We start from the raw sequence: 23116 nt of genomic DNA, 5'->3' as shown, positions 1-23116 counted from the left end.
ATTAACTCTCCCATCTGGCTTCTATATTATCTCCAGGATTTAATATAGTGTGATATTGAGCATTTTCTCCATTTAGCTTTAAAATTAGATTCCCTTGAAGTTTTGTTAAATCCATATCTATATAATCAAATATATCTACGAAAACGTATTTCTCTTTGCCTTTTAATAATATTTTTTTCCCATTTACTATAACTTCTATTTCATTGAAAGCTTCACTATTTATTGACTCTTCTTTCTTTATTAATTCTTCTTCTTTTGCTAACTCTTCTTCTTTCGTTTCTTCTTTCGTTATAGCCTCTTCTTTATTATTTTCAATCTTTCTTCTATATATTCTATCCCCCTCTTTTATTACGTAATTATCCTTTAAAATTTCTTCATTTAGATAATACTCATATCCAGCCATTTCAAAGTAATTACTAAAATCTCCAAGGGTTAATAGATTTATAATTTCCACTTCATCTCCATCTTTTATCTCCTCTTCAATGCTTACTTGGTTACCATTAATTATGCATATAGGTTCCAATGTATGCACCATATCATTTAAATAAAAAGTAGTGGAATATAATTGATTTATGTACTCCATAACTTTTGGAGATGCATCTTCACCATCTTTTGCAAAATTAATTTGAATATTTTGCCCTTCTCTAACTTCGCAATCAATAGTTTCTTTTTTGCCATTAATCCATACCTCTGCATTAGAGGCAAGGGTTCCAAAGGCAACTCTTTTTATTTCATTAAGCATAAATCTAATATTTTTACCATTCTTACCTATTAGCATTTTAGGATTTATACCAGCCTGTAATAACACATCCATAACTGTATGCTTATGTGAGTTAAAAAGACTTATTACATTTCCATTTAAAATAACGTTGATAAAATCATATCCTAACTCTTTGATAGCAACTAATGCTATTCCTAAAACAGTTACCCCTACACTTCCTAAACTGTTATCATCACATACACAGTTGTCTACACCCTCTCTTCCTTTTATGCCAATCCTTTGTAGTGGAATATTTAGTTTTTGAGATAAAGCTTCCTTGATACCTGGTGTATGTGCTCCTCCCCCAACTAAAAATACCGCATTAGGAGATTTACCTCCATTTAACTCTAGTATCTTTTCTCCTATCTCATCTCCAATTTTTATTACCATTGGACCAATGATCTTCTTTATTTCTTCTGCACTTATTTCATTTTCCATTCCAAGTATGTCCGTATATTTTATAACTTCTTCTTGGCTTGCAGCCTTTTTTATTCCCTCTGCTCCATTAAAAGGTACTAGACAGTTTTGAGCAATAACCTCTGTTACTTCATCTCCTGCCACGGAAACCATACCATAAGCTACAACAGTATCTTTACTGCTTATGGCAATATCAGAGGTTCCTGCCCCAATATCTACTAAAGCTAAATTTAATAGTCTTAAGTTTTTAGGAATGGCTGCTTCGATAGCTGCAATCGGCTCTAAGGTTAAGCTTATAATTTCTAGACTTACTTTATCCATTACTGAATAAAGACTGTCTATAACGGATTTTGGAAGGAATGTTGCAATTACTTCTACTCCTATATTGTTACCTTTTTGGGAAAGTAAATTTCCGATAACATATCCGTTTAAATAATAATTTACAATACTATAGCCCACACAATAGAGTTTTCCATTTTCATCTTCACCTAATAAATCTTCTGCTTTTTTTACTGCAGTTAATTCTAAACTCCTTATAATGTCCTTATCTATCTCTCTATTCTCATCTAGAGAAATCTCTGATTTTACAGTTATGGTTTTTAAAAATCTACCTGCTGCTGCTATTGCAACTCTTGTTAATTTAATATTAGATTTTTCTTCTAGTCCTTTTTTTACTTTATTAACTGCATTAGCAACTAAAGATATATCATGAATTTGCCCATCAATCATAGCTCTTTCTTCATGTTCAACATATATCTCGTCATGAATATAGAGTTTTTTATCCTTAACAACTCCTAATACACCAATGACAGATTTTGTTCCTATATCCAAAGCAAATATCATATCTTTTGGATCTATATTTGCACTCATCATAATTCTTCTACCTCTTTACTACAATTTAAAAGCTCATATTCTAAGAATATGAGCTTATTATTTTAAATTATATACCAAATTTTTTATTTATTCAACAAACTATTCCATAAAGCTAATTATACCTGAATTTACTTTTATGTATGGTAACTCTTTTATAACTGCGCATACATACTTAAAATTAGGTTCTTTCTTTACATTTAAGTCATCTAAAGATATCTCATTAAAATATAACATATTACACCAAAAGTTTACAAAGTCTTGTTTACCAACAAAATAGTTAGTTAAGTTATCTTCCACAACAAATCCATCTCTATATTTTTCCACAATATAAATATCTTTTATTTCATCTTTTGAAATAATATCTTCTACATCATTCCACATCTTTTTAAAAGCTATCATATTTTTTACCTCCTATTATTTTGGAATTAATGAATAGCTTAATATATAGTATAACATATATATTAAATATGTCAATTATTCGTGCATGTAACCCATTATATACATTTAATCGATTGAAATTTACTTTTTATGATATACTTTATTTATTTCATAAAGTTTGGTATCAATAATATATTATGTTCAAGTAGAAAATTTTGATTCATTTCTTTTATTCTTGTAATAATACTAACTAAGGTTTAAAATATTAATAACTTTAAATTTATTTAACAAGGAGAAATTGCTATGGAATACATTAAAAATTTTAATGTTCGTAACGAAAGAAATCTCACTATGTTGGTAGATTTTTATGAATTAACCATGGGTAATGGATATTTTTCAAGTGGAATAGAAAATAAAATAGCATATTTTGATATGTTCTTTAGAAGAGTACCCGATGGTGGTGGTTACTGCATTATGGCTGGTCTACAGCAACTTATCGAATATTTAAATAATCTATCTTTCTCAAAGGAGGATATTGAATACTTAAGAAGTAAAAATATTTTCTCAGAAGAGTTTTTGAATTATTTAAAGGATTTTAAATTTTGTTGCGATGTTTGGGCTATACCAGAGGGAAATCCGGTATTCCCTAATGAACCTCTAGTAACAGTAAGAGGTCCTATAATACAGGCTCAATTTGTTGAAACCATGATTTTGCTATCTATTAATCATCAAACTTTAATTGCTACAAAAGCAAATAGAATATGCAGAGCAGCTGATGGTAGATCTGTTATGGAATTCGGTTCAAGAAGAGCCCAAGGGTATGATGGAGCTATCTACGGTGCTCGTGCTGCAATAATTGGTGGATGTAATTCAACAGCTTGCACTATAGCTGAGCAAATGTTTGGTGTGCCTTCCGCAGGTACTATGGCTCACAGTTGGGTTCAGCTCTTCCCTACTGAGTATGAGGCTTTTGAAACATGGGCAAAAGCATATCCAGACAATTGTGTGCTGTTAATAGATACTTATAATGTTTTAAAATCAGGGCTACCTAATGCTATAAAGGTTTTTGATGATATTTTAAAACCTAAAGGTTATAGACCTAAAGGGATAAGAATCGATAGTGGTGATATAACCTACTTATCAATAAAATGTAGAGAAATGCTAGATGAGGCAGGCTATGAAGATGTTAAAATCATAGTTTCAAATTCTCTAGATGAGTACATAATAAGGTCCGTATTGAGGCAAGGAGCTAAAATCGATGGCTTTGGAGTCGGAGAAAGATTAATAACCGCTAGATCCGAACCAGTCTTTGGTGGCGTTTATAAATTAGTTGCTATAGAAGATAACCACGCCATAGTTCCAAAGATTAAAATTAGCGAAAATGAAGAAAAAATAACTAATCCAGGTTTTAAGAAGGTCTATAGGATTTTTGATAAAGAAACTGATAAAGCAATCGCGGATTTAATAACTTTAAATGATGAAATCATAGATGAGAATAAACCTTTAACTCTATTCGACCCAGTATTTACTTGGAAAAAGAAGAAGGTTAAGAACTTCTATGCTAAAGAGCTATTGGTTCAAATATTTGATAAAGGTAACCTAGTTTACGATTGTCCTGATGTATTAGAAATAAGTAAAGTTGCCGAGAGTGAAAGCGAAAAATTATGGCATGAAGTTCTAAGGTTTGAAAATCCTCATAATTATTATGTAGACTTGTCACATAAATTATGGTCTATAAAACATAATTTAATAAATAAATATTCTAGTATATATAACGAGGAAGAATAAAAGGCAGTTAACTGCCTTTTTTTATTGTTTAAAAATATTCATTTTTCTTTTCTAAGTAGGAGCTTTTTATAAATTTTAAATCTATATCATCTAGAGCACTATCATAATATTCCATCTTCTCTATATTATATGCTTCTAAGGATTTAAATGGACATAACCCATTGTTATCTTTGTAGTTAAATAGTGCACAATCTGCAAAACACTCCACCTTATCATCGTATGATGATAAAAAAGGACATTCTGTCATAGAAAACAACCCCTTCCCCAAGCTTAATTTAATGTAAGTATTTATTACCCATATTATACATTACTCTAAAAGAAAAATGAATATATATTTTGATAATTCATTAAATTTTTACGATTTAATTAATATGAATAAATTTAGATTTTAGTATAAAAATAAGTACATAATGTTAATAAAGATCATGAGGTGATTTGTATGAATATAACTAGGATATCTTTTTCTTATTTTTTTCTTGGAGTAGGTTTACTATCAATTGTTTTCTACGTCTACTTTAAAATGCTCTCCATTAAATCTGACCCAAAAAGTAAAGATAGAAAAAAAGTAATTGGAGAGATGAAAGATGTAGCCTTATGGACTGAAAAAAATAAGATGATGGAATACTTATCTTTAGGTTGGGCTGTTATCTCCATCGCACTATTTGCATTTTTTAAGTTTTTCTACACCACTACCGGTTTGATATCAATAATTTTTCCTTTTGTTTATATAGCTATGATAGCAGCATCCGTTATGTTATTTATGCCAAAGAAGAAAGTATTATAATTAAAAAATTTATATAATAAAAAGTGAAGAGTATAGAATATAAATTTTAGTAAAACTAAAATTTTTCTCTATACTCTTCACCCTTTATTTTCATTTTTCATTATCCTCTTTTAGCCCTTCACTTCTTATGATATCTACAAAAGATTTAATAATTTGAGCTGTCATTCCCCATATAACATATCCGTTGTATTGGTAAAAATACTGTTCTATATTCGATTTACTAAATTTATAATCTTTTCCTCCAACTATTAAATGATATGGGAAATTTTCAGGTACTTGAGGCATAATTTTTATTTCATAGACCTCTGGTTCATTTTCCAAAAAATATTTAAGAGGTACCTTAAATACATGATCAACTTCATCTTCACTAGGATCTATTTGATTTTTATTGAGTAATGCAACAAATGGATATATTATTCTATTATAATGGGTTACTAAAGAATCCATTTCTCCTATTATTTTAAAATCTTCCCTTTTTATATTCAATTCTTCAATAGATTCTCTAATTGCAGCTTCCTCTTCAGTTTCTCCATTTTCAATCCTTCCACCTGGCAAGGATATATCTCCTGGTTGATGTTGTAAATTAAAAGCTCTTACTTGAAATAAAACTTCTAAATTCTCATTATCTGATATCAAAAAGATTATTACTGAACTTTTCTCATAATTTCCTATTATTCCTTTATTTCTTTTAGCAAAAATGGACATGATATTATTTAACATATATTCACCACCAAAACTATATACTTCAAATTATATTATATCAAAAATTATATCAATTATTATTTTAAAATTTAATATTTTCTTCATTTGTAAAAACACTTTCTCCATGTTATACTTTAATGGATAAAATATCGAAAACAAAACATAAAGAAATTGGAGAGATGAACTTTGAAAAAGAGATGTACTTCATTATTATTAACCATCGTATTAATATTTTCATTTTGCACCTCTGCATTTGCAGCTGAAAGTAAGCCTGATATTTATGGAAAAGCTGGTATTACAATTGATATGAAAACAGGTGAAATAATCTATGCTAAATCTGTGGACAGCAAGATGTATCCGGCGAGTACAACTAAATTATTAACAGCTTTACTACTTGCAGAAAAATTCGATAAGGGAGATGCACTTAAATATACAGAATCCGCAAAATCTCAGCCTGAGTACTCTCTAAATCTAAATTTACATCCGATAGACATCGGGGAGACTATGACTGCTGAGGATGTTATGGATGGGCTACTTCTTTTCTCAGGTAACGATATAGCCTATATGATTGCAGATAATGTATCAGGTAGTAGCGAAAAATTTACCGAAGATATGAATAATAAAATAAAAAGCTTAGGATTAAAGAATACTCATTTTATTACTCCTAATGGCTTACATGATCCTGAGCACTATACTACCGCTTATGATTTAACTGTTATAGGAAGAGAAGCCTATAAAAATTCTTGGGTAAAAGAATCCATGAATAAAGAAACTAGTACAATTAAGACCTCTAAGGGAACAACTTTTATTATTGAGAATAGAAATAAACTTGTAGGTAAAGATGGAAATGTAGGTGGAAAAACAGGGTATACTTCAAAGGCCGGAAGATGTCTTGTAGCTATGTATGAGCGAGATGGACGACAAATTCTTGGAGTGGTGCTAAACTCTGTTTATGATAGCCAGGATTCTTTTGTATTTGAAGATATGAAAGAGATTATAGACTGGAGCTTTAATGCTAAGAAAATCAGTCTTCACCAAAAAGATACGCCTATAAAGACTGAAAAGCTAAGCTACAAACCATTGGTTTTCTTTGGCCCAGTTAAAGAAATTGAGGTTCCTCTAATCTTAAAAGAAGATGTACTCTATTATGATAATGAGGTAAACAAAAAGGAAGCTAAAGAAGAGATTAAATTAGATACGGTAAATCCTTGGAAAATAGACGAAAATACTAGTATAGGAACACTAAGCTTAAAAGAAAGAGAAGCAGTAAAAGAATATAAACTTTATACAACTATCTCAAAAGGAGAAATAATAAAGTCTAATTTAATACTGTACATAGGAACTTTCATAGGTTTGATAATAGTTATCCTATTAATTATGTCTATTATAAAGACTATTACTAGACGTAAAAGAAGAAGAAGAAAATCTAAATATCTATAAAAAATAAGGAAGCAGATGCTTCCTTATTTTTTATAGATTATACTTTTCTAATACTTCGTAAATAAATTCTCCGTTTTCATAGAATAATTCACCATCGGCATATAGCTTTCCACCATTTCTCATATTGCATAGCATATCCCAATGGATTGTGCTCCTATTTTTTCCGCCAGCTTCAGGCATGGAATCCCCTATAGCCATATGAATTGTACCACCAATTTTTTCATCAAAGAGCATATTCCTAGTAAATTGTTTTATTCCATAATTTGTCCCAATGGCAACCTCGCCAAAATATGACGCTCCTTCATCTGTCAAAAGCAATGCTTTTAATAAGTCTTCTCCTTTATCCGCTGTTGCTTCTACAACTTTGCCTTTCTCTACTTTTAGTTTTATGCCTTCAATTTCTTTTCCAGCATATATACCTGGGAAACTAAAAGTTATGTATCCATCTATTCCATCTTCCACAGGAGAGGTAAATATCTCACCATCAGGAAAATTTGCTTTACCGTCACAGTTGATCCACTTTCTTCCTTCTATTTTCACCTTTATATCTGTACCTTCAGATAATATATGTAATTCTTTTTTACTATCTAAATATTTTACCCATCTCTCTTGCTCTCTGCTTATTTTTTTCCACTCTTCCACAGGATCATCGCTATCTAAAAGACCAGCTCCATATACAAAGTCTTCATATTCATCTAAGCTCATAGATCCTTCTTGAGCATCTGCATGAGTAGGAAACTGAGTTCCACACCATCTTAATGACCCATCTCCTGTTCTTTCTGAGTATATCTTTCTCCAGCTTGAGCTTCCTTTTGATGAAGACTTTATCTTATCAGAATCTACACTAGAGTTTATTTTAGTATTTATGGTTCCCCAAGCGGTTAACCATACATCTGCCTTTTCTATGGCTTGTTTTTGGATAAACTTCTCCTCTTCTAATTGTTCCTTTGATGAATATTTTAATTTAATATTATCAATTTCTCCTGAATCTATTAGTGTCTCTACATGAGCTCCGGCTTTTAATGCTTCTTTTACTACTTCTGCCATCCAAGGTATGCATACTTCTTCACATTGAACTAATACAAAATCCCCAGGTTTCACCTCTGTTGAATAGTTTACCAATAGCTTTGCTAATTTATTTAATCTTTGATCTGCCATGCTTATCCCTCCTAAAGTGAATATATTACTACTATATCATTTCTTCCAAGTTATTCAAGCTAATTTTTTCACTAAAGCTAACTAAAAACACTCCACTTATTATTATTAAGCTACCTAACAATTGCCATAAAGTTATTTTTTCCTTTAGTAGTACCTTAGCACTAATTAAACTTATAATGGGCTGTAAATTTATATATGTAGTGATAACAGTAGATCCTAATTTATTTAAACAATATACATATATGGCGTATCCTATACAAGAACAGAATATTGAAAGATATAGAAGATTAAATATAGCTTTAGTTGAAGGCATACTTGGTTCAAATATAAAAATTGCCGGGCTTAAAAATAGACATCCCCATAATGTTTGATAAGTGGTTATAGTTATACTCTTATAATTTCCCTTAAATTTGCTTGTTATAGTAGTGTATACCACCCAACAAAGAGCAGCCATTAATGCCATAATATCTCCAATAGTTCCACTTGAAAAGAAACTTACTTTTTCCTTAGATATAATTATTATAAATATACCTATTACACTTAAAATTGCCCCGCCTATTTTACCTGGTGTCATCTTTTCCTTAAATATTAACATTTGAGTTAAAAGAGTAAATACAGGTATTGAAGATATCAATACAGCCACATTTGATGCAGAGGTAAATAATACAGAATAATTCTCAAAATAAAAATAGAGTGACACTCCAAAGAGACCGCCTAAAGCAACTTTTACTCTATCCTCTTTTAATATTTTTTCTGCTGGATATTTAATTTTTAAAAATATAAATAGAATAATTGAAGCTAATAAAAACCTATAAAATGCGGATAATACAGGATTTATTTCTTCTACTACCACCTTTATACTTAGATATGACAACCCCCATAAGGTCATTAATACCATAGCTAATACATGAGCTTGTTTTTTATTTTCCAAACAAATTCCCCCTTACACTATAGTTACAATGAATATATTTTAACATATATATTGATTTATTATGGTAAATATTTAAACATTTGTAAAAAGTCTTCCTTAGCTTAGACAGCTAATCAGAGTTTTTCCATCTGTAGGTGTAAAACTTCCTTTATCCAGCATGAAATATTGGCTATCTATGTTTAGCTCATCAATACACTGGATTAACTTTGGATGACAGGTTAAAAGGAAAACTTGGTTTCTTTTGCTTAGCTCTTTTATAATATGTAGTGTGGATTTTAAGCTTGAAGAATCAAAATTAACTAAGGAATCATCAATTATAACAGGTAATGGGTCTAAACTAAGTATTCTACTAAGCCTTACAGATAAAAACAGTTGTTCACTTGTACCTCTGCTTAGCTCCCCTGTTGTCTTTTCTAAATTACTATGGCTTGAATGGGATTTAAAATCCATATCTAATAAGTCATCTCCTAAGAGGAGTTTATCATATTCTCCATTGGTGATTTTATTAAATATATTGCTAGCTTCATTTAATATATGATCCTTAGATTTATCAATAAAATCATTGTAAGCCTTCTCTAGTATATAAGATGCGCAATTATATAGTGCATATTTTTCAGCTAAAGGTTTCATATCACTTCTAGTTTTAGAAATCTGAGTTTCTATTTTTTCTAATATAGAGGATTTTTGTAATCCTTCTAATTTTAGTGACAACTTATTTTTTTCTTCCTTTAAACTTTCTATAGTAATCTTTATGTTTTTATTATATTGAAGTAGTTCCTCTACTTCTCTTTTCATTTCATCAATAGAACCGTAATTTTTAAATTCTTCTTGAAATATATTATTTATCTTATCATAAACGTCCTTACCTAGGTCTTCTCTTAAAAAAGAATATTTTAATTTATATATAATTTTATCCTTTTCATCTCTCAATTCTAAAAGTTCATTACTCAATTCCACATTTTTATAATGCTCTTCCAGTACATCTTGTACCTTTACATTTCCTTTGCTTATGTTTAAATATTTTAGTATTTTTTCCTCACATCTATTTAAATTTCCTAAGTAAATTTCAACCTCTTTTAACTTAAAACCTAATTGAATTAGCTTTTCTAATTTATCCATAATATAGTCTATTGAAGTAGCTTCACTGTAGTTGAAATCTTCATTTATATAGCATTGATTTATCTTTTTTACTATATCTTCTCTTTTAATCTCTATGTCTTTTTCAAATTGTAGAACCTTTTTTTCTTGTAATAAAAAATTATTTATTCTTTCTTTAATAGCTATAATTGATTTAATGTATTGAACCATTCCCTCTGATGTTACTTCCCTTTCTAGTTTAAGCATATCTTTATACTCTTGAAATTTGTTTTCTATATTTCTAATCTCCTTGTAATCTTCTTCACTACCATAACTTAGTCTATTTATTATATAGATAAAGGAACCAGATATTAAAAATTGAACAATTACAAACATAAATTTAGATAAATTATTCTTTACACTTATTATAAATAAATAAGAAGTAAAAGCAGTCATAATTATTACAAAAATATATATTAAATTTCTATTTCTTAAACTTCCCTTCCCCTCTTCCTTTGCCCTCAATTCTTTATACTTTTGATCTAAATTATGCAATTCATCTATCCATAAATAATCGCATTCTAAATTCATTAAATAATTCATATTTCCTTTTAAAGCGCTGTTTAAATTATTGATTAAATTTATAATGTTCTTTTTTTCATTATAATTTTCATTATTTAAAACATTATAGCTTTTAATTTGCTCTCTTAGTCCATAAACTTCTTTATTTAAATACTCTAGTTCTTCTAAATTATTTAATAAATTCTTTTTATCTACCTGCTCTCCTTTTGATAAATTTTCATAGACTAAAGCCTTTTCCCTTAGCTCATTCTTAATTCTTTCATATTCATTTTTCAATACCTCAATACCTTCTTTGGAAAATCCTTTATAATTATCTAATATGTATTTCTCTTTATTAATTTTCCCCTCTATTTCCCTAAGCCTAATGTAATCATCATAATTATTCACTATTGTCTCTAATCTAGTTAATTTGTTTTCCTTTTTTTCTTTTTCTAAAACACTTATCTCAATTTGATTTTCTAATTCTTTTAATTCCTTTTTTATTTGCAAATATATATCCTTTTCTTTTAAGGCTTCTTCTCTATCTTTTATATTTCTATTGATTATATTAAAAAAGGGCTTAAATTGTTTAGAACTAGGATTTCCTTGTATACCCCCTATTTTATTTCCTTCTTTTTTTATTTCTCTAATTATTTTAGGAACTTTTAAAACCTCTTTAAAACCAGCTCCTAGTAATATGGTTTGTATATCTTTTCTTTCTCTTAAGTTATTATTTAAAAGATCTAAGTCTATAGTGAATAATTCATTATATGTATACTTATCTATATTATATAGTTCTTCTATATTAGGTGTTATAACTGGTTTTTTATAGCCCTCCAGTTTTAAATTATAAGCATCCTTATCCTTTTCCATAGTAGCTTCTATATAATATTTGTCATTTGGTGGCGGTAAATCTCCCCCTTTACTAAGTCCATAGGGTAAATTTTTAAGTATTTTTAACAAAGTAGATTTTCCTGCTCTATTAACTCCTCCCACTACTACCAATCCATTATTTATATCCTTAATAGTTTCATTTTTATATATCCCAAAATCTCCAATGTATAACCTTTTTATATACAATTTAATCACTACCTTCTAAAAGTTTCTCTTCAATTAAATTTAAACTGCTTTTTATCAACTCTATATAATCTTCTTCATATAAAGGGAACTGATAATCATTTATAAACTCTTCATCTCCCTGAGTCCAAATCTTTCCTAAAGATTTCATTATATCTTTTTTTATTTCATCATCACTTAAACATAGTTCATATATTTTTTTAATTTCTTCATAAAAAGAATTTTTCTCTAGGAGATTATAATCCAATGAAGGTTTAGTATTTATACTTATCTCCTCAGTCCATATGGGAAAACCACTATAAAACAATCTCTTGTTTAAAGATTCTTTAAGGTATGAAATAAAAAACTCTTCCTTTTCTCTTACTAAGTTATGTCCTTCCCCTCTTCCTTCAATTATCCATCTTATAATAAAAATCTTGTTCTCAATTTCATTCTCTTCTTCAATTCCTAGTTTTAAATTGCTATTATATCTACCTAGAAAATCTTCTCCTACCTTAATCATTAAGTCTTCTAGCTCTTCAATGTTATTAGGAGTGTTGTTAACATCTATATTTAAATTAATCCTCTCCCAGATTATAGAGGAACAGTGAATGAATTTTACATTAGAGATTTTCTCTTCTCTAACTTCTGTTAAATAGAACCCTCCTGAACCTCTCTCACCAAAGTCACATCCTTGTGGTACACCTGGATAGCCTATAAAGGGTTTTTCTATATTTAATACTTGAGCTCTATGAATATGTCCTAATGCCCAGTAATCTATGCTCTTTATCTCTTTAAGCTCTCCTATTGTACATGGAATATAGTTATCATCTCCTAGTTGAGTATGTAAAAAACCAATTTTAAATGTCTCATCTTTTTCTAAGAATTCCTCATACCCTTGATGAATCTTTTTCTTTTCAAAGCTATTCTGATAAGATTGTCCAATAATTCTGCATATAATATTTCCATCTTTATATACTTCTTCTACCTGAGGAGCATTGCTTTTAAAGAAAATTAAATTAGAGGGTATTTCAAATATCTCATTTCTATTTTTCATTGGATCGTGATTTCCACATATAACATAAATTTTTATAGGACTTATATTTTTACATTGATCATAAAAAAATTTATCTACCCTTATATCTCTTCCTTTGCTATGAAATAAATCTCCCGATATAAGAATAAAGTCCACATTATTGTTTTTAGCATAGTTGCATAGATATTTAAAACTTTCAAATATATTATTATTAAAACTATTATTGGCTTCTTCAGAAATATTCATTATATTGCCCAAATGCATATCTGCAGCGTGAATAAACTTAAAACTTCTATTCATAAAATCTTTCACTTCACTTTCATAAATACATAGTAAAATTATAACATACTAGTTTTAACTTTTTTATCTATAGTGATATAATTTATATATATACTACTATATTAGGAGGGATTGTCATGAAGCTTGAGTTTTACGGTGCTGCTGGATGCGTTACAGGGTCCTGTCATTTACTTAAAGTAAAGGATAAAACCATTTTATTAGATTGTGGGCTATATCAAGGAAAAGATGAAAAAGAAAGAGGAAATGAAAACTTTAACTTTAACCCTAAAAATATAGATTATGTTATTCTCTCCCATGCTCATATAGATCATAGCGGCAGAATTCCTTTACTTTATAAACAAGGTTTCAAAGGAGACATTTTGTGTACAGAAGGCACTAAGGATCTATGCAGTATAATGTTAGAAGACAGTGGTAGTATTCATGAGATGGAAGCTGAATGGATTAGTAGAAAAAGAATTAGAATGGGCTTAAATTCTGTGGAACCATTATACACCGCTAAAATCGCACAATTATCCATGTATTTATTTAAAGGATATCCCTATAACCATTGGGTAGAATTGTTTGATGGATTTAAGATTAGATTTAAAGATGCTGGTCATCTTTTAGGTTCTTCTATAGTAGAAATACTTATAAATGAAGGAGAAAAAGATATTAAACTAGTGTATTCTGGTGATCTAGGCAACAAAGGCTTACCTATATTAAAAGACCCTACATTTATCGAAGAGGCTGACTATGTTATGCTGGAAACCACCTATGGTGATAGGCTCCATGAAAAATTCAATACTAACTTAAATGAACTAGTAGATATAATCAAATCTACATTCAAAAAAGGTGGTAATGTAATTATTCCTTCTTTTGCTGTGGGTAGGACTCAAGAAGTAATCTATGCTCTGAACAAACTTGTAGAAAATGATATCTTAAAAAATATTACAGTTTATGTAGATAGCCCTCTTGCTACTGAATCTACAAGAATTTTTAATAAATATACTAAATATTATAATAAAGAGGCTACAGAACTAATAGAAGATGGAGATAATCCATTCCAATTTGATGGATTGGTTTTTACAAAGTCTCCTGAAGAATCTGCTAAGATAAATAAAATTCAAAGTAATGCTATAATTATATCTGCTAGCGGTATGTGTGAAGCTGGAAGGATAAAACATCACTTAAAACATAATTTATGGAGAAAAGAAAGTTCTGTGGTTTTCGTAGGTTTTCAAGCAGAAGGTACCCTTGGAAGAAATATACTGAATGGAGCAAAAAGAGTAAAAATATTTGGTGAAGAGATAGCTGTCAATGCTAAAATTTATAATCTTCCTGGTTTATCTGGTCATGCTGATAGAAATGGTTTATTAAATTGGCTTGAAGCCTTTAATAAAAGACCAAAGGCAGTTCTATTAATACATGGTGAAGAAGAATCCCAAAGGAGCTTTAAAGAACTATTAGATAGCAAAGGATATAAATCTTATATTATGAGTAGTGGAGATACTTTTATTCCCGATATGGAAGAAGAAAAAAGTCCTTTGAAAGAGAAATTGTTTGATTTATTAAACTCTCTAGATAATATAGATAACATGGATAAAGATCTTTTATTAAAAAATATAGAGAACACTATAAAAAACAGTTAAAAGAATATTTTTCCGTTTTTAGGATAATATATGATAATAAAATCTTCTCTACAAACTTTATGTATAATGATTATAAAAAACTTGTTACATCCGCTTGACAGGTAATTCACAGTATTATATGATAGAATTATCTGGTAACCTTACCTTTCGTCCAAGATTTCAGGATGAGAGGTTTTTGTTTTATACATAAGCTAGTGTCCCTTTTCAGGGTTAAAATATTTATAATAGGGAGTGGAAAAAATGGAAGGAAATAAAATTAGAACAAGGTTTGCTCCAAGTCCAACTGGTTATATGCATGTTGGTAACTTGAGAACAGCACTTTATGCCTATTTAATTGCTAAACACGATGACGGAGATTTTCTATTGAGAATTGAGGATACGGACCAAGAGAGACAGGTAGAGGGTGCCCTTGATATAATATATAATACTCTAAAGACAACTGGTCTTCACCATGATGAAGGTCCAGATATAGGTGGTCCTGTAGGTCCTTATATTCAAAGCGAAAGAAAATCTATTTATTTAGAATATGCACAAAAACTTATAGACAAAGGCGAAGCATATCACTGCTTCTGTACAAAAGAAAGATTAGATATGATAAGAGAAAATTCCGAAGCTTTAGGAAGACCTCATAAATATGATAAGCACTGTTCTCACCTTTCAAAAGAAGAAATTGAAGAAAAACTTGCATCTGGGATTCCTTATGTAATAAGACAAAACAATCCTAATACAGGCACTACTTCTTTTGATGATGAAATTTTCGGAAGAATAACTGTAGATAATTCTGAATTGGACGATATGGTTTTATTAAAATCTGATGGATTCCCTACATATAATTTCGCAAACGTTGTGGATGATCATTTAATGAATATAACACACGTAGTTCGAGGAAGTGAGTATTTATCATCCTCTCCAAAATACAATAGATTATATGACGCCTTTGGTTGGGAAGTTCCAAAATATATACATTGTCCTCCAATAATGAGAGATGCCCACAATAAATTAAGTAAGCGAAAGGGAGATGCTTCCTTTGAAGATTTACTTTCAATGGGATATCTTAAAAATGCTATATTAAACTATATAGCGCTACTTGGATGGAATCCTGGAACTACACAGGAAATCTTTACACTAGAAGAATTAAAAGAACAATTTAATTATATGAATATCAATAAGGCTCCTGCTATTTTTGACATTACTAAGTTAAAATGGATGAATGGTGAGTATATAAGAATGTTATCCTTGGAAGACTTCCATAGCATGGCATTGCCATATTATAAGAAAGTTATAACTAAGGACATTGACCTAATGAAGTTAAGTCAATTGCTTCATACTAGAACTGAGGTATTATCCGAAATACCTGGTAATATAGATTTCTTTGAAGCATTGCCAGAGTATTCTCCTGAACTTTATCTTCATAAGAAAATGAAGACAACTTATGAAAATTCACTGACCAGCTTAGAAAAAGCTCTTCCTATATTAGAAGGATTAGATGAATGGACTTTTAATTCTACTCATGATAGCATGATGAACCTAGTTACTGAATTAGGGGTAAAAAACGGCGTAGTATTATGGCCTATTAGAACTGCACTTTCAGGAAAGCAGTTCACTCCAGGCGGAGCATTTGAAATAGCTGAAATTCTAGGAAAAGAAGAGTCCTTAAAAAGAATTAAAGTTGGTATAGAACTTTTAAAAGGAGTTCAACAATAAAATAAAAAGGTAGATCATGATGATCTACCTTTTTTTATTTTATTCACATACTTTCCCTGGATTTAATATATTCTTTGGATCAAATGCTAATTTTACTCTCTTCATTAACTCCCTTTGTTCTTCTCCTATAGACTGAAATAAATATTGTTTCTTAGCGAATCCTATACCATGCTCTCCTGAAACTTGTCCATTTAATTCCCTAGATCTATCATACATACATTTGAATACTTTATTCAGTTTATCTTTCCACTGCTCTTCTGATAAATCATCTCTTAATATATAGATGTGTAAATTTCCATCCCCTGCATGGCCAAAATTCTTGATACGTATATTAAACTCATCTTGAAGTTCATAAGTGTACTTTATAAACTCTGCTATTTCATTCCTTGGAACGCATACATCGCATTCATCCATTTCAGTTGTAGAAGCTTTTATAGCCTCTAAGAAAGCTCCTCTAGCAGACCATATAGCTTCTTTTCTTTCATCAGTATCCGCAATTAACACATCTATAGCTCCATTCTCCAAACATATCTGAGCTACATTTTCATAATCTCTTTCTATATCTTCCTTACTATTTCCATCAAAATTTAGTATTAAATATGCATGGGCTGAATTATCAGGAAATTTTTTGCCTAAAAACTCCTCTGCAGCCAAAATAACATCTCTTTCCATAAATTCTATGGAAGTTGGAATTGACTTTGACTTTATTATCTTAGGAACAGTTTCTATAGCCTTATTTAAATCTTCAAAGGGTATCAAAAGGGTTATAGCTTTTTTAGGTAATGGTAAAAGTTTTAATATAGCCTTAGTAACAATAGCCAAAGTTCCCTCTGATCCACATATTAAATCCTTTAAACTATATCCTGAGCTATTCTTTACAACTTTTCCTCCAAGATCCATAATAGTACCATCTGGTAATACTATCTCAAGACCTCTTACATAATCTCTAGTTACTCCATATTTAACAGCCCTCATTCCACCGGCATTTGTGCTTATATTCCCTCCTATAGTTGCAGATTTTTCACCTGGATCTGGTGGGTAGAATAGATCATTCTCCTCTACAAATTTACCTATCTCCATTAGTAAGACTCCTGGTTCTACAGTTAGAGTTAAGTTATCCTCATCCAATTCTAATATTTTGTTCATAGGCGAAAGATTTATCATTATTCCTCCATGTATAGGAACAGATGCTCCAACAAGTCCTGTACCAGATCCTCTGGCAACTACTGATATGTTATTTTCATAAGCATATTTCATTATTTTAGAAACTTCTTCTGTGCTTAAAACTTCCATTAAAACGTCAGGCATATTTTCTATGCCACCAAGCTCATCATGGCTAAAATCTTCACTTATATTATTACCTATAAATATTCTATCCTTACCAACTATAGATGTTAAAATATCTATATCTTTACTATCTACTTTTTTATAATTATTACAATTCTTCATAACAAATCCTCCTTTACTTGTTAAGCCAATCTTCCATGTTCTTTTATATTTTCTATAAGTTTAGGTACTATTTCATATAAATCTCCTACTATTCCATAGTGAGCCACATCAAATATCGAAGAATTTGGATCTTTATTTATGGCAAATATCTGTTCCGAGTTATTCATTCCTGCTACAAATTGAACAGAACCGGATACTCCACAGGTAATTATAAGCTTTGGCTTTACAGTTCTACCACTTAACCCTATTTGTTTCTTTGCATCAGCCCAACCAGCTTCTATTAGAGGTCTAGTAACGGCTACTTGCCCTCCTAATAAATCAGCAAGTTCTTTAATCATATCCATATCTTTTTCTGACTTTATTGCTCTTCCAGCTACTACAATTACATCAGCCTCTGATATACTAACTTCTTTTTCTTTTTTAGTTACTTTTAAAACATTTATATCAGAATGTAATTCTTCTTTATCTATATTGCATAAATTAATTCTTCCGCTTTTTTCTTTTGTTCTCTCTGGTGCATCCATTATTTTATATCTTACAGTACAAAATTGCGGTCTATTATTTGGAGTTATTATTTGTGCCATTATATTACCACCAAAAGCAGGTCTTATTTGAACTAGATCAGTATTTTCTTTCATATCTAAAACTGTACAATCCGCTGTAAGGCCAGTTCTAAACCTAGCTGCTACTCTTGGCGCTAAAGATCTTCCTATGGTAGTTGCTCCTACCAATACTGAAGAAGGTTTTACTCTGTTTATAAAATCTTCAAAAGCTGCTGTATATGGTTCTATTTTAAAATCCTTCAATTCATTATCATCGTATACAAACACTTCATCTATACCATAATGTAATAATTCTTCAGCCTTTTTTTCTATATCTCCTCCTATAAACACTGCATAAACAGGATGATTTATTTTTCCTGCTAATTCTCTAGCCTTTCCTATTAGTTCAAAAGTAACAGGATGTATTTCTCCATCCATATGATCTACATAAACAGCAATTCCTCTCCATTTACTTTTATCAATGGTTTTAACTTCCTCTTCTACAAATTCAACAACACCTTCTGGTCCTTTTTTTATGCATAATTTACACATTTTACAGGCAGCATTTATAGAAAGCTCTCCATTGTTCTCTTCAAAAGCTTTAAATGGGCATATATCTATAAGTTCCTTTATAATTTTATCATTCAACATGCTCTGGTTTATCATTAATTTTCCCATGTATATTCCCCCTTTTAAACTATATAAATTTCGATTCTTTTAATGCCTTAAATATTCTATCACTTAACTCTTCAGCACTTCCTCGCCAAATTTCTTTATGATCATTCACAGCCGGTGGAAAAATCCTTTCAACTTGAGTTGGAGAACCGCTAAGTCCATACTTCTTTTCATCTTTATCCTCAAAATTATCTAATGAATAAAATTTAATTTCTCTATTTTCTGTATTTTTCTTCCTCTTATATGAAGGAAGTCTTGGCTCAAAAATATCTTTTTCAACTGTGAGCAAACAAGGAAATTTAATTTCTGCAACTTCTATAGTATCCGGCATATCCATTTCTACAACTATTGAATTATCCTTTACTTCTAATATTTTTAATACATTTGCAATATGAGGTATATTTAAATATTCTGCCATTTCTGGTCCAACCTGTGCTGTATCTCCATCAGTAGTTTGTTTCCCACAAATTACAATATCGAATTCATCCATCTTTTTTACTCCCTGGGACAAAGTGTATGAGGTTGCAAGCACATCCGCCCCGGCAAATCTTCTGTCGGATAAAATAACTCCCTCATCTGCCCCCATGGCATATGCTTCTTTAATTATTTCTCCAGCTTGTGGTGGTCCCATAGTTATTACCTTAATCTCACCACCATGCTTTTCCTTAAGCATTAATGCAGTTTCAAGTGCATATAAATCATAGGGATTCATCTTTGAATCTATACCATCTCTCTTTAACACCCCTGTAACTGGATCAACTTCTACTTTTGAAGTTCCTGGAACCTGTTTAATACATACTAACATGTTCATCATTATTACCTCCAATATTATAGATTTTGTGATAATTTTATACTTATAGTGAATATATTAAAATATATTTGTATATTATTTAACTACTACCGCTACACCGTCTGGAATAACTGCTACTTTGGCATTTTCTCCTTTTATCTCAAAGGCTCTCTTTAAAGCTTCTTCTATAGTAAACGCATGTTGCATATGCATATTTTTTATTAAATTTGGATCACACATATCTGTAACCATTATTACAGTAAATTTATCTAAAATTCTTGATAATATTTGAAACTCCCACTGATCTGGAATGGTCTTATTTCTTGGTATTTTAATTACCTTATCTAAAACCTCCTTAGGAGATTTAGCATTAGCTAAATTATCGTAAAAAGCCTGTCCTCCATGTCCATCGCTACAGGAAGCAACCATAATAATTACTCCACCTTCACTACAAGTAGCTTCTGCTGCTGTCATTCCCTTTACAGATTGATATACATTTTGATCTAAAGGATATCCCCCATTACTTGTAATTACAATATCCGCGTCTACCTTTTTTACTGTGGATAATTTCTCCACAAATTCACAGCCTTTTTTATGTGCATATTCACTATGACCTGCTACTGCATGTATTACTTTCTTATCATGGTCCAGCACTACATTTAATATAAAAGCAAGCTTTGCCACTTTAGCTGCGTATAGCATATCTTCATGAATTGGATTTTTATTTAAGATTCCAGTTCTAGCATTAGAGCTTGCTATAAATTCGGAACAATGGTTTGCCATGATAGTTTCAGCGGATGCTATTCCTGGTAATACACTTTTTCTTCCTCCAGAAAATCCTGCAAAGAAATGGGATTCAATAAATCCTTCTGCTATTAAAAGTTCAGTCTCTATTGCCACCTTATTTAAATATAGCTCTCCTCCAGAAGGAAGTATTCCCATCTTAACCATGCTATCTTTATCCGTTGATATATGCATAACTAGCTCTTCATTTTTAACAATTTCTTCTCCAAACTTATCTATAAGCTCCTCTTTAGTAGTTGGTCTATGAAATCCAGTTGCTATAAGTATTTTTATTTTTATATCTGGATTAACTGCTCTAATCCTTTTCAGTAATATAGGAAGAGTTACTTTACTTGGCACAGGTCGAGTGTGATCACTAGTTATAATAACCATATTATTTTTTTCTTTTACCAAATCCTCTAACAAAGGACTTTCTATAGGATTATCCAATGCTTCATTAATTATTTCCTGTTGACTTTTTTCCACTATATAAGAATCTGCCTTAGATTCCAGTATGGCTACTAAATTCTTCTCTGGTATATTGACGCTTAAATGTTTTTTCCAATAAGGTATTTTTATTTCCATTAAAACAACCACCTTTTAAAATTATTTTTAGATTATATTAAATAAGGGTGCAGCAAAATATGCTATTAAGCCTAAAATGATTACATAGAATATACAAATCTTAAATGTTGCATTTAAAATTTTACCTTCTGCCCCTACGAGTCCTGTAGCTGCTGTAGCTACTGCTATACTTTGAGGAGATATCATTTTCCCAGCAGTTGCTCCACCGGTATTTGCAGCTGCAAGCCAATAAGGACTTAAATTTAAACTTTTAGCCACCTCTACCTGTAAACCTCCAAACAATACATTACATGAGGTATCACTTCCTGTAACAAAGGTTCCCATTGCACCTATTACAGGGGATATCAGTGGATAATATTTTCCTGTTACCTGCACAAGTATTGTTGCTATAGATTTAATCATGCCGCTATATCCCATAACCTTTGCTAAAGCTACTATGGATAGTATGGTTATAAATGACTTACTCATCTGTTTAAAGGTTTTCATTAAAATGTGAAACATATCTTTAAATTTTGCTCCTTGTATAGCTCCACCTATAAAAGTAGCTATGATTATTAATGTCCCAGGAGTAGCCAACCATAGAAATGTAAATGGTTTAGCTCCTTCACCGGTATAGATATATACAGATGTTTGTATAGTAGATAAAAATTCATTTACCTTTGGAAATAATGGACTAGTAAAAATTATAAATAGAAAGACTAATATAAATGGTAACCAAGCTAATACTATACTTTTAAATGTAATACTTTTATCACTTGGAGAAGATTTCTCTTTATAAAATACCTTTGCCATAATAATGGTACATATCATAGAGGATACACTTCCTACAATTGATGGAAGATCCGCTCCCATATGCTTGGCTATAAACATTTGAGGAATTGCAAAGCTTATCCCAGATACCAAAGTTATCGCTACCACACCTTTTATTCCCTTTATGGTCTTTTCTGTTAACATTACTAATATAATTGGAATGAGTATTATGACAGGAGTTAAGAAAATTGTAACGGTATAACTTAAAAGATTAACATCTAATGATGTAATTTGAGCAAGAGTACTTACAGGGATGCCTATAGCTCCAAAAGCTGTAGGAGCTGTATTAGCAATTAAACATATTATTGCAGCAAATACTGGATCAAAGCCTAATGCAGCCATTATGCTAGCCGGTATAGCTACAGCGGTTCCGAAACCTGCTATGGCTTCTAAAAAACCTCCAAAACCCCAAGCTAAAATTAAAACTAATATTCTTTTATCTGTTGAAATGTTTATCATCATTTTCTTTATTAGTTCCATACTTTTAGTATGAACAGATACATTATAAGTAAATACTGCTGCTATAATAACTAACATTATTGGCCAAAGTCCTAAAGCTACTCCCTCTAGTGCTGCAGTCACTGCATCTAAGGCAGGCATCTTCCAGAAAACTATAGCCAGTATTAAAGTAATTAATAAAGTAAGAAAACAAGTTTTGTGCCCCTCCATTTTTAGTGCACCTAAAGATATCATAAGCCAAGCTATAGGTATCAGTGCAACTAAAAATAATAAGTATTCATTCATCTCTAATCCCCCTTACTGGTATTGTGGTAATATGGTATTACCAGTTACACCATAATAATATCACAATATTTTAAATATTTCTATAATGGTTAATATATTAACATTAATTTCATATCAGGGGAAATGATGTTCTGCCACATATCTA

At 30.4% G+C, this 23116-nt stretch carries 18 protein-coding genes; 5 read left to right on the top strand and 13 right to left on the bottom strand.

What is annotated here, in order from left to right; all coding sequences use genetic code 11:
* Position 1: 1 nt before the first annotated feature.
* On the bottom strand, positions 2–2050 hold the full coding sequence (locus tag KQI86_RS11070; RefSeq protein ID WP_216439399.1) for a cell division protein FtsA: 2049 nt from the start codon (positions 2048–2050) through the stop codon (positions 2–4).
* Between the two features lie 99 nt (positions 2051–2149).
* On the bottom strand, positions 2150–2449 hold the full coding sequence (locus tag KQI86_RS11065; RefSeq protein WP_216439398.1) for a hypothetical protein: 300 nt from the start codon (positions 2447–2449) through the stop codon (positions 2150–2152).
* 282 nt (positions 2450–2731) lie between these two features.
* Here KQI86_RS11065 and KQI86_RS11060 point away from each other — a divergent pair, with 282 nt between their 5' ends.
* Positions 2732–4216: a nicotinate phosphoribosyltransferase gene (locus tag KQI86_RS11060; RefSeq protein ID WP_216439397.1), complete on the top strand. Its 1485-nt coding sequence runs from the start codon at positions 2732–2734 to the stop codon at positions 4214–4216.
* 28 nt (positions 4217–4244) lie between these two features.
* Here KQI86_RS11060 and KQI86_RS11055 read toward each other — a convergent pair whose 3' ends face one another.
* The gene (locus KQI86_RS11055; RefSeq protein WP_216439396.1) at positions 4245–4463 is read right to left on the bottom strand and encodes a hypothetical protein; all 219 of its coding nucleotides are present in this window, start codon (positions 4461–4463) and stop codon (positions 4245–4247) included.
* 192 nt (positions 4464–4655) lie between these two features.
* Here KQI86_RS11055 and KQI86_RS11050 point away from each other — a divergent pair, with 192 nt between their 5' ends.
* Positions 4656–5000 carry a hypothetical protein gene (locus KQI86_RS11050; protein ID WP_216439395.1) on the top strand — a complete coding sequence of 115 codons (345 nt, stop codon included), beginning with the start codon at positions 4656–4658 and terminating at the stop codon, positions 4998–5000.
* 90 nt (positions 5001–5090) lie between these two features.
* Here KQI86_RS11050 and KQI86_RS11045 read toward each other — a convergent pair whose 3' ends face one another.
* Complete coding sequence (locus tag KQI86_RS11045) at positions 5091–5720, bottom strand: NUDIX hydrolase (RefSeq protein ID WP_216439394.1); 630 nt, start codon at positions 5718–5720, stop codon at positions 5091–5093.
* Between the two features lie 168 nt (positions 5721–5888).
* Here KQI86_RS11045 and KQI86_RS11040 point away from each other — a divergent pair, with 168 nt between their 5' ends.
* Positions 5889–7142 carry a D-alanyl-D-alanine carboxypeptidase family protein gene (locus KQI86_RS11040; protein ID WP_216439393.1) on the top strand — a complete coding sequence of 418 codons (1254 nt, stop codon included), beginning with the start codon at positions 5889–5891 and terminating at the stop codon, positions 7140–7142.
* A gap of 30 nt (positions 7143–7172) precedes the next feature.
* On the opposite strand, the gene KQI86_RS11035 is transcribed toward KQI86_RS11040, so the two are convergent.
* The 4 genes from KQI86_RS11035 to KQI86_RS11020 all read right to left on the bottom strand — a co-directional run bounded on the left by KQI86_RS11035 (position 7173) and on the right by KQI86_RS11020 (position 13261).
* Complete coding sequence (locus KQI86_RS11035) at positions 7173–8300, bottom strand: aminopeptidase (RefSeq protein ID WP_216439389.1); 1128 nt, start codon at positions 8298–8300, stop codon at positions 7173–7175.
* Positions 8301–8331: 31 nt separating this feature from the next.
* Complete coding sequence (locus tag KQI86_RS11030; RefSeq protein ID WP_216439388.1) at positions 8332–9231, bottom strand: DMT family transporter; 900 nt, start codon at positions 9229–9231, stop codon at positions 8332–8334.
* A gap of 96 nt (positions 9232–9327) precedes the next feature.
* Positions 9328–11958 (bottom strand): ATP-binding protein, encoded by a 2631-nt coding sequence (locus KQI86_RS11025; RefSeq protein ID WP_216439386.1) that lies wholly within the window; start codon positions 11956–11958, stop codon positions 9328–9330.
* Positions 11951–13261: a metallophosphoesterase family protein gene (locus tag KQI86_RS11020; RefSeq protein WP_216439385.1), complete on the bottom strand. Its 1311-nt coding sequence runs from the start codon at positions 13259–13261 to the stop codon at positions 11951–11953. The genes KQI86_RS11025 and KQI86_RS11020 overlap by 8 nt, the downstream gene beginning before the upstream one ends.
* A gap of 116 nt (positions 13262–13377) precedes the next feature.
* Between KQI86_RS11020 and KQI86_RS11015 the strand changes: the two genes are divergently transcribed.
* Together KQI86_RS11015 and gltX are read left to right on the top strand one after the other, a co-directional pair.
* Complete coding sequence (locus KQI86_RS11015; RefSeq protein ID WP_216439384.1) at positions 13378–14889, top strand: MBL fold metallo-hydrolase RNA specificity domain-containing protein; 1512 nt, start codon at positions 13378–13380, stop codon at positions 14887–14889.
* 240 nt (positions 14890–15129) lie between these two features.
* Positions 15130–16593 carry a glutamate--tRNA ligase gene (gene gltX, locus KQI86_RS11010; protein ID WP_216439382.1) on the top strand — a complete coding sequence of 488 codons (1464 nt, stop codon included), beginning with the start codon at positions 15130–15132 and terminating at the stop codon, positions 16591–16593.
* A gap of 39 nt (positions 16594–16632) precedes the next feature.
* On the opposite strand, the gene KQI86_RS11005 is transcribed toward gltX, so the two are convergent.
* The 5 genes from KQI86_RS11005 to KQI86_RS10985 all read right to left on the bottom strand — a co-directional run bounded on the left by KQI86_RS11005 (position 16633) and on the right by KQI86_RS10985 (position 22971).
* Positions 16633–18042, bottom strand: coding sequence for an FAD-binding oxidoreductase (locus KQI86_RS11005; RefSeq protein WP_216439380.1), 1410 nt, complete (start codon positions 18040–18042; stop codon positions 16633–16635).
* A 20-nt stretch (positions 18043–18062) separates the two neighbouring features.
* Positions 18063–19262 carry an electron transfer flavoprotein subunit alpha/FixB family protein gene (locus KQI86_RS11000; protein WP_216439378.1) on the bottom strand — a complete coding sequence of 400 codons (1200 nt, stop codon included), beginning with the start codon at positions 19260–19262 and terminating at the stop codon, positions 18063–18065.
* 19 nt (positions 19263–19281) lie between these two features.
* A complete protein-coding gene (locus KQI86_RS10995; RefSeq protein ID WP_216439560.1) occupies positions 19282–20070 on the bottom strand; it encodes an electron transfer flavoprotein subunit beta/FixA family protein in 789 nt (262 codons plus the stop codon).
* Between the two features lie 75 nt (positions 20071–20145).
* Positions 20146–21417, bottom strand: coding sequence for a nickel-dependent lactate racemase (larA, locus tag KQI86_RS10990; protein ID WP_216439377.1), 1272 nt, complete (start codon positions 21415–21417; stop codon positions 20146–20148).
* Positions 21418–21444: 27 nt separating this feature from the next.
* Positions 21445–22971 carry an L-lactate permease gene (locus KQI86_RS10985; protein WP_216439376.1) on the bottom strand — a complete coding sequence of 509 codons (1527 nt, stop codon included), beginning with the start codon at positions 22969–22971 and terminating at the stop codon, positions 21445–21447.
* Positions 22972–23116 lie beyond the last annotated feature (145 nt).

It is taken from the genome of Clostridium mobile (assembly GCF_018918285.1).
Lineage (GTDB): Bacteria > Bacillota > Clostridia > Clostridiales > Clostridiaceae > Clostridium_AW > Clostridium_AW mobile.
The sequence above is the reverse complement of the archived record's forward strand: the minus strand, read 5'-3'. Positions and strand labels throughout refer to the sequence as shown.

What these genes read in the sequence shown, in the direction of transcription:
- KQI86_RS10995 (WP_216439560.1), bottom strand. Translation starts at nt 20,070, where the DNA reads ATGAACATGTTAGTATGTATTAAACAGGTTCCAGGAACTTCAAAAGTA.
- KQI86_RS11005 (WP_216439380.1), bottom strand. Translation starts at nt 18,042, where the DNA reads ATGAAGAATTGTAATAATTATAAAAAAGTAGATAGTAAAGATATAGAT.
- KQI86_RS11070 (WP_216439399.1), bottom strand. Translation starts at nt 2,050, where the DNA reads ATGATGAGTGCAAATATAGATCCAAAAGATATGATATTTGCTTTGGAT.
- KQI86_RS10985 (WP_216439376.1), bottom strand. Translation starts at nt 22,971, where the DNA reads ATGAATGAATACTTATTATTTTTAGTTGCACTGATACCTATAGCTTGG.
- KQI86_RS11045 (WP_216439394.1), bottom strand. Translation starts at nt 5,720, where the DNA reads ATGTTAAATAATATCATGTCCATTTTTGCTAAAAGAAATAAAGGAATA.
- KQI86_RS11055 (WP_216439396.1), bottom strand. Translation starts at nt 4,463, where the DNA reads ATGACAGAATGTCCTTTTTTATCATCATACGATGATAAGGTGGAGTGT.
- KQI86_RS11050 (WP_216439395.1), top strand. Translation starts at nt 4,656, where the DNA reads ATGAATATAACTAGGATATCTTTTTCTTATTTTTTTCTTGGAGTAGGT.
- KQI86_RS11000 (WP_216439378.1), bottom strand. Translation starts at nt 19,262, where the DNA reads ATGGGAAAATTAATGATAAACCAGAGCATGTTGAATGATAAAATTATA.
- KQI86_RS11060 (WP_216439397.1), top strand. Translation starts at nt 2,732, where the DNA reads ATGGAATACATTAAAAATTTTAATGTTCGTAACGAAAGAAATCTCACT.
- KQI86_RS11035 (WP_216439389.1), bottom strand. Translation starts at nt 8,300, where the DNA reads ATGGCAGATCAAAGATTAAATAAATTAGCAAAGCTATTGGTAAACTAT.
- gltX (WP_216439382.1), top strand. Translation starts at nt 15,130, where the DNA reads ATGGAAGGAAATAAAATTAGAACAAGGTTTGCTCCAAGTCCAACTGGT.
- KQI86_RS11015 (WP_216439384.1), top strand. Translation starts at nt 13,378, where the DNA reads ATGAAGCTTGAGTTTTACGGTGCTGCTGGATGCGTTACAGGGTCCTGT.
- larA (WP_216439377.1), bottom strand. Translation starts at nt 21,417, where the DNA reads ATGGAAATAAAAATACCTTATTGGAAAAAACATTTAAGCGTCAATATA.
- KQI86_RS11065 (WP_216439398.1), bottom strand. Translation starts at nt 2,449, where the DNA reads ATGATAGCTTTTAAAAAGATGTGGAATGATGTAGAAGATATTATTTCA.
- KQI86_RS11020 (WP_216439385.1), bottom strand. Translation starts at nt 13,261, where the DNA reads ATGAATAGAAGTTTTAAGTTTATTCACGCTGCAGATATGCATTTGGGC.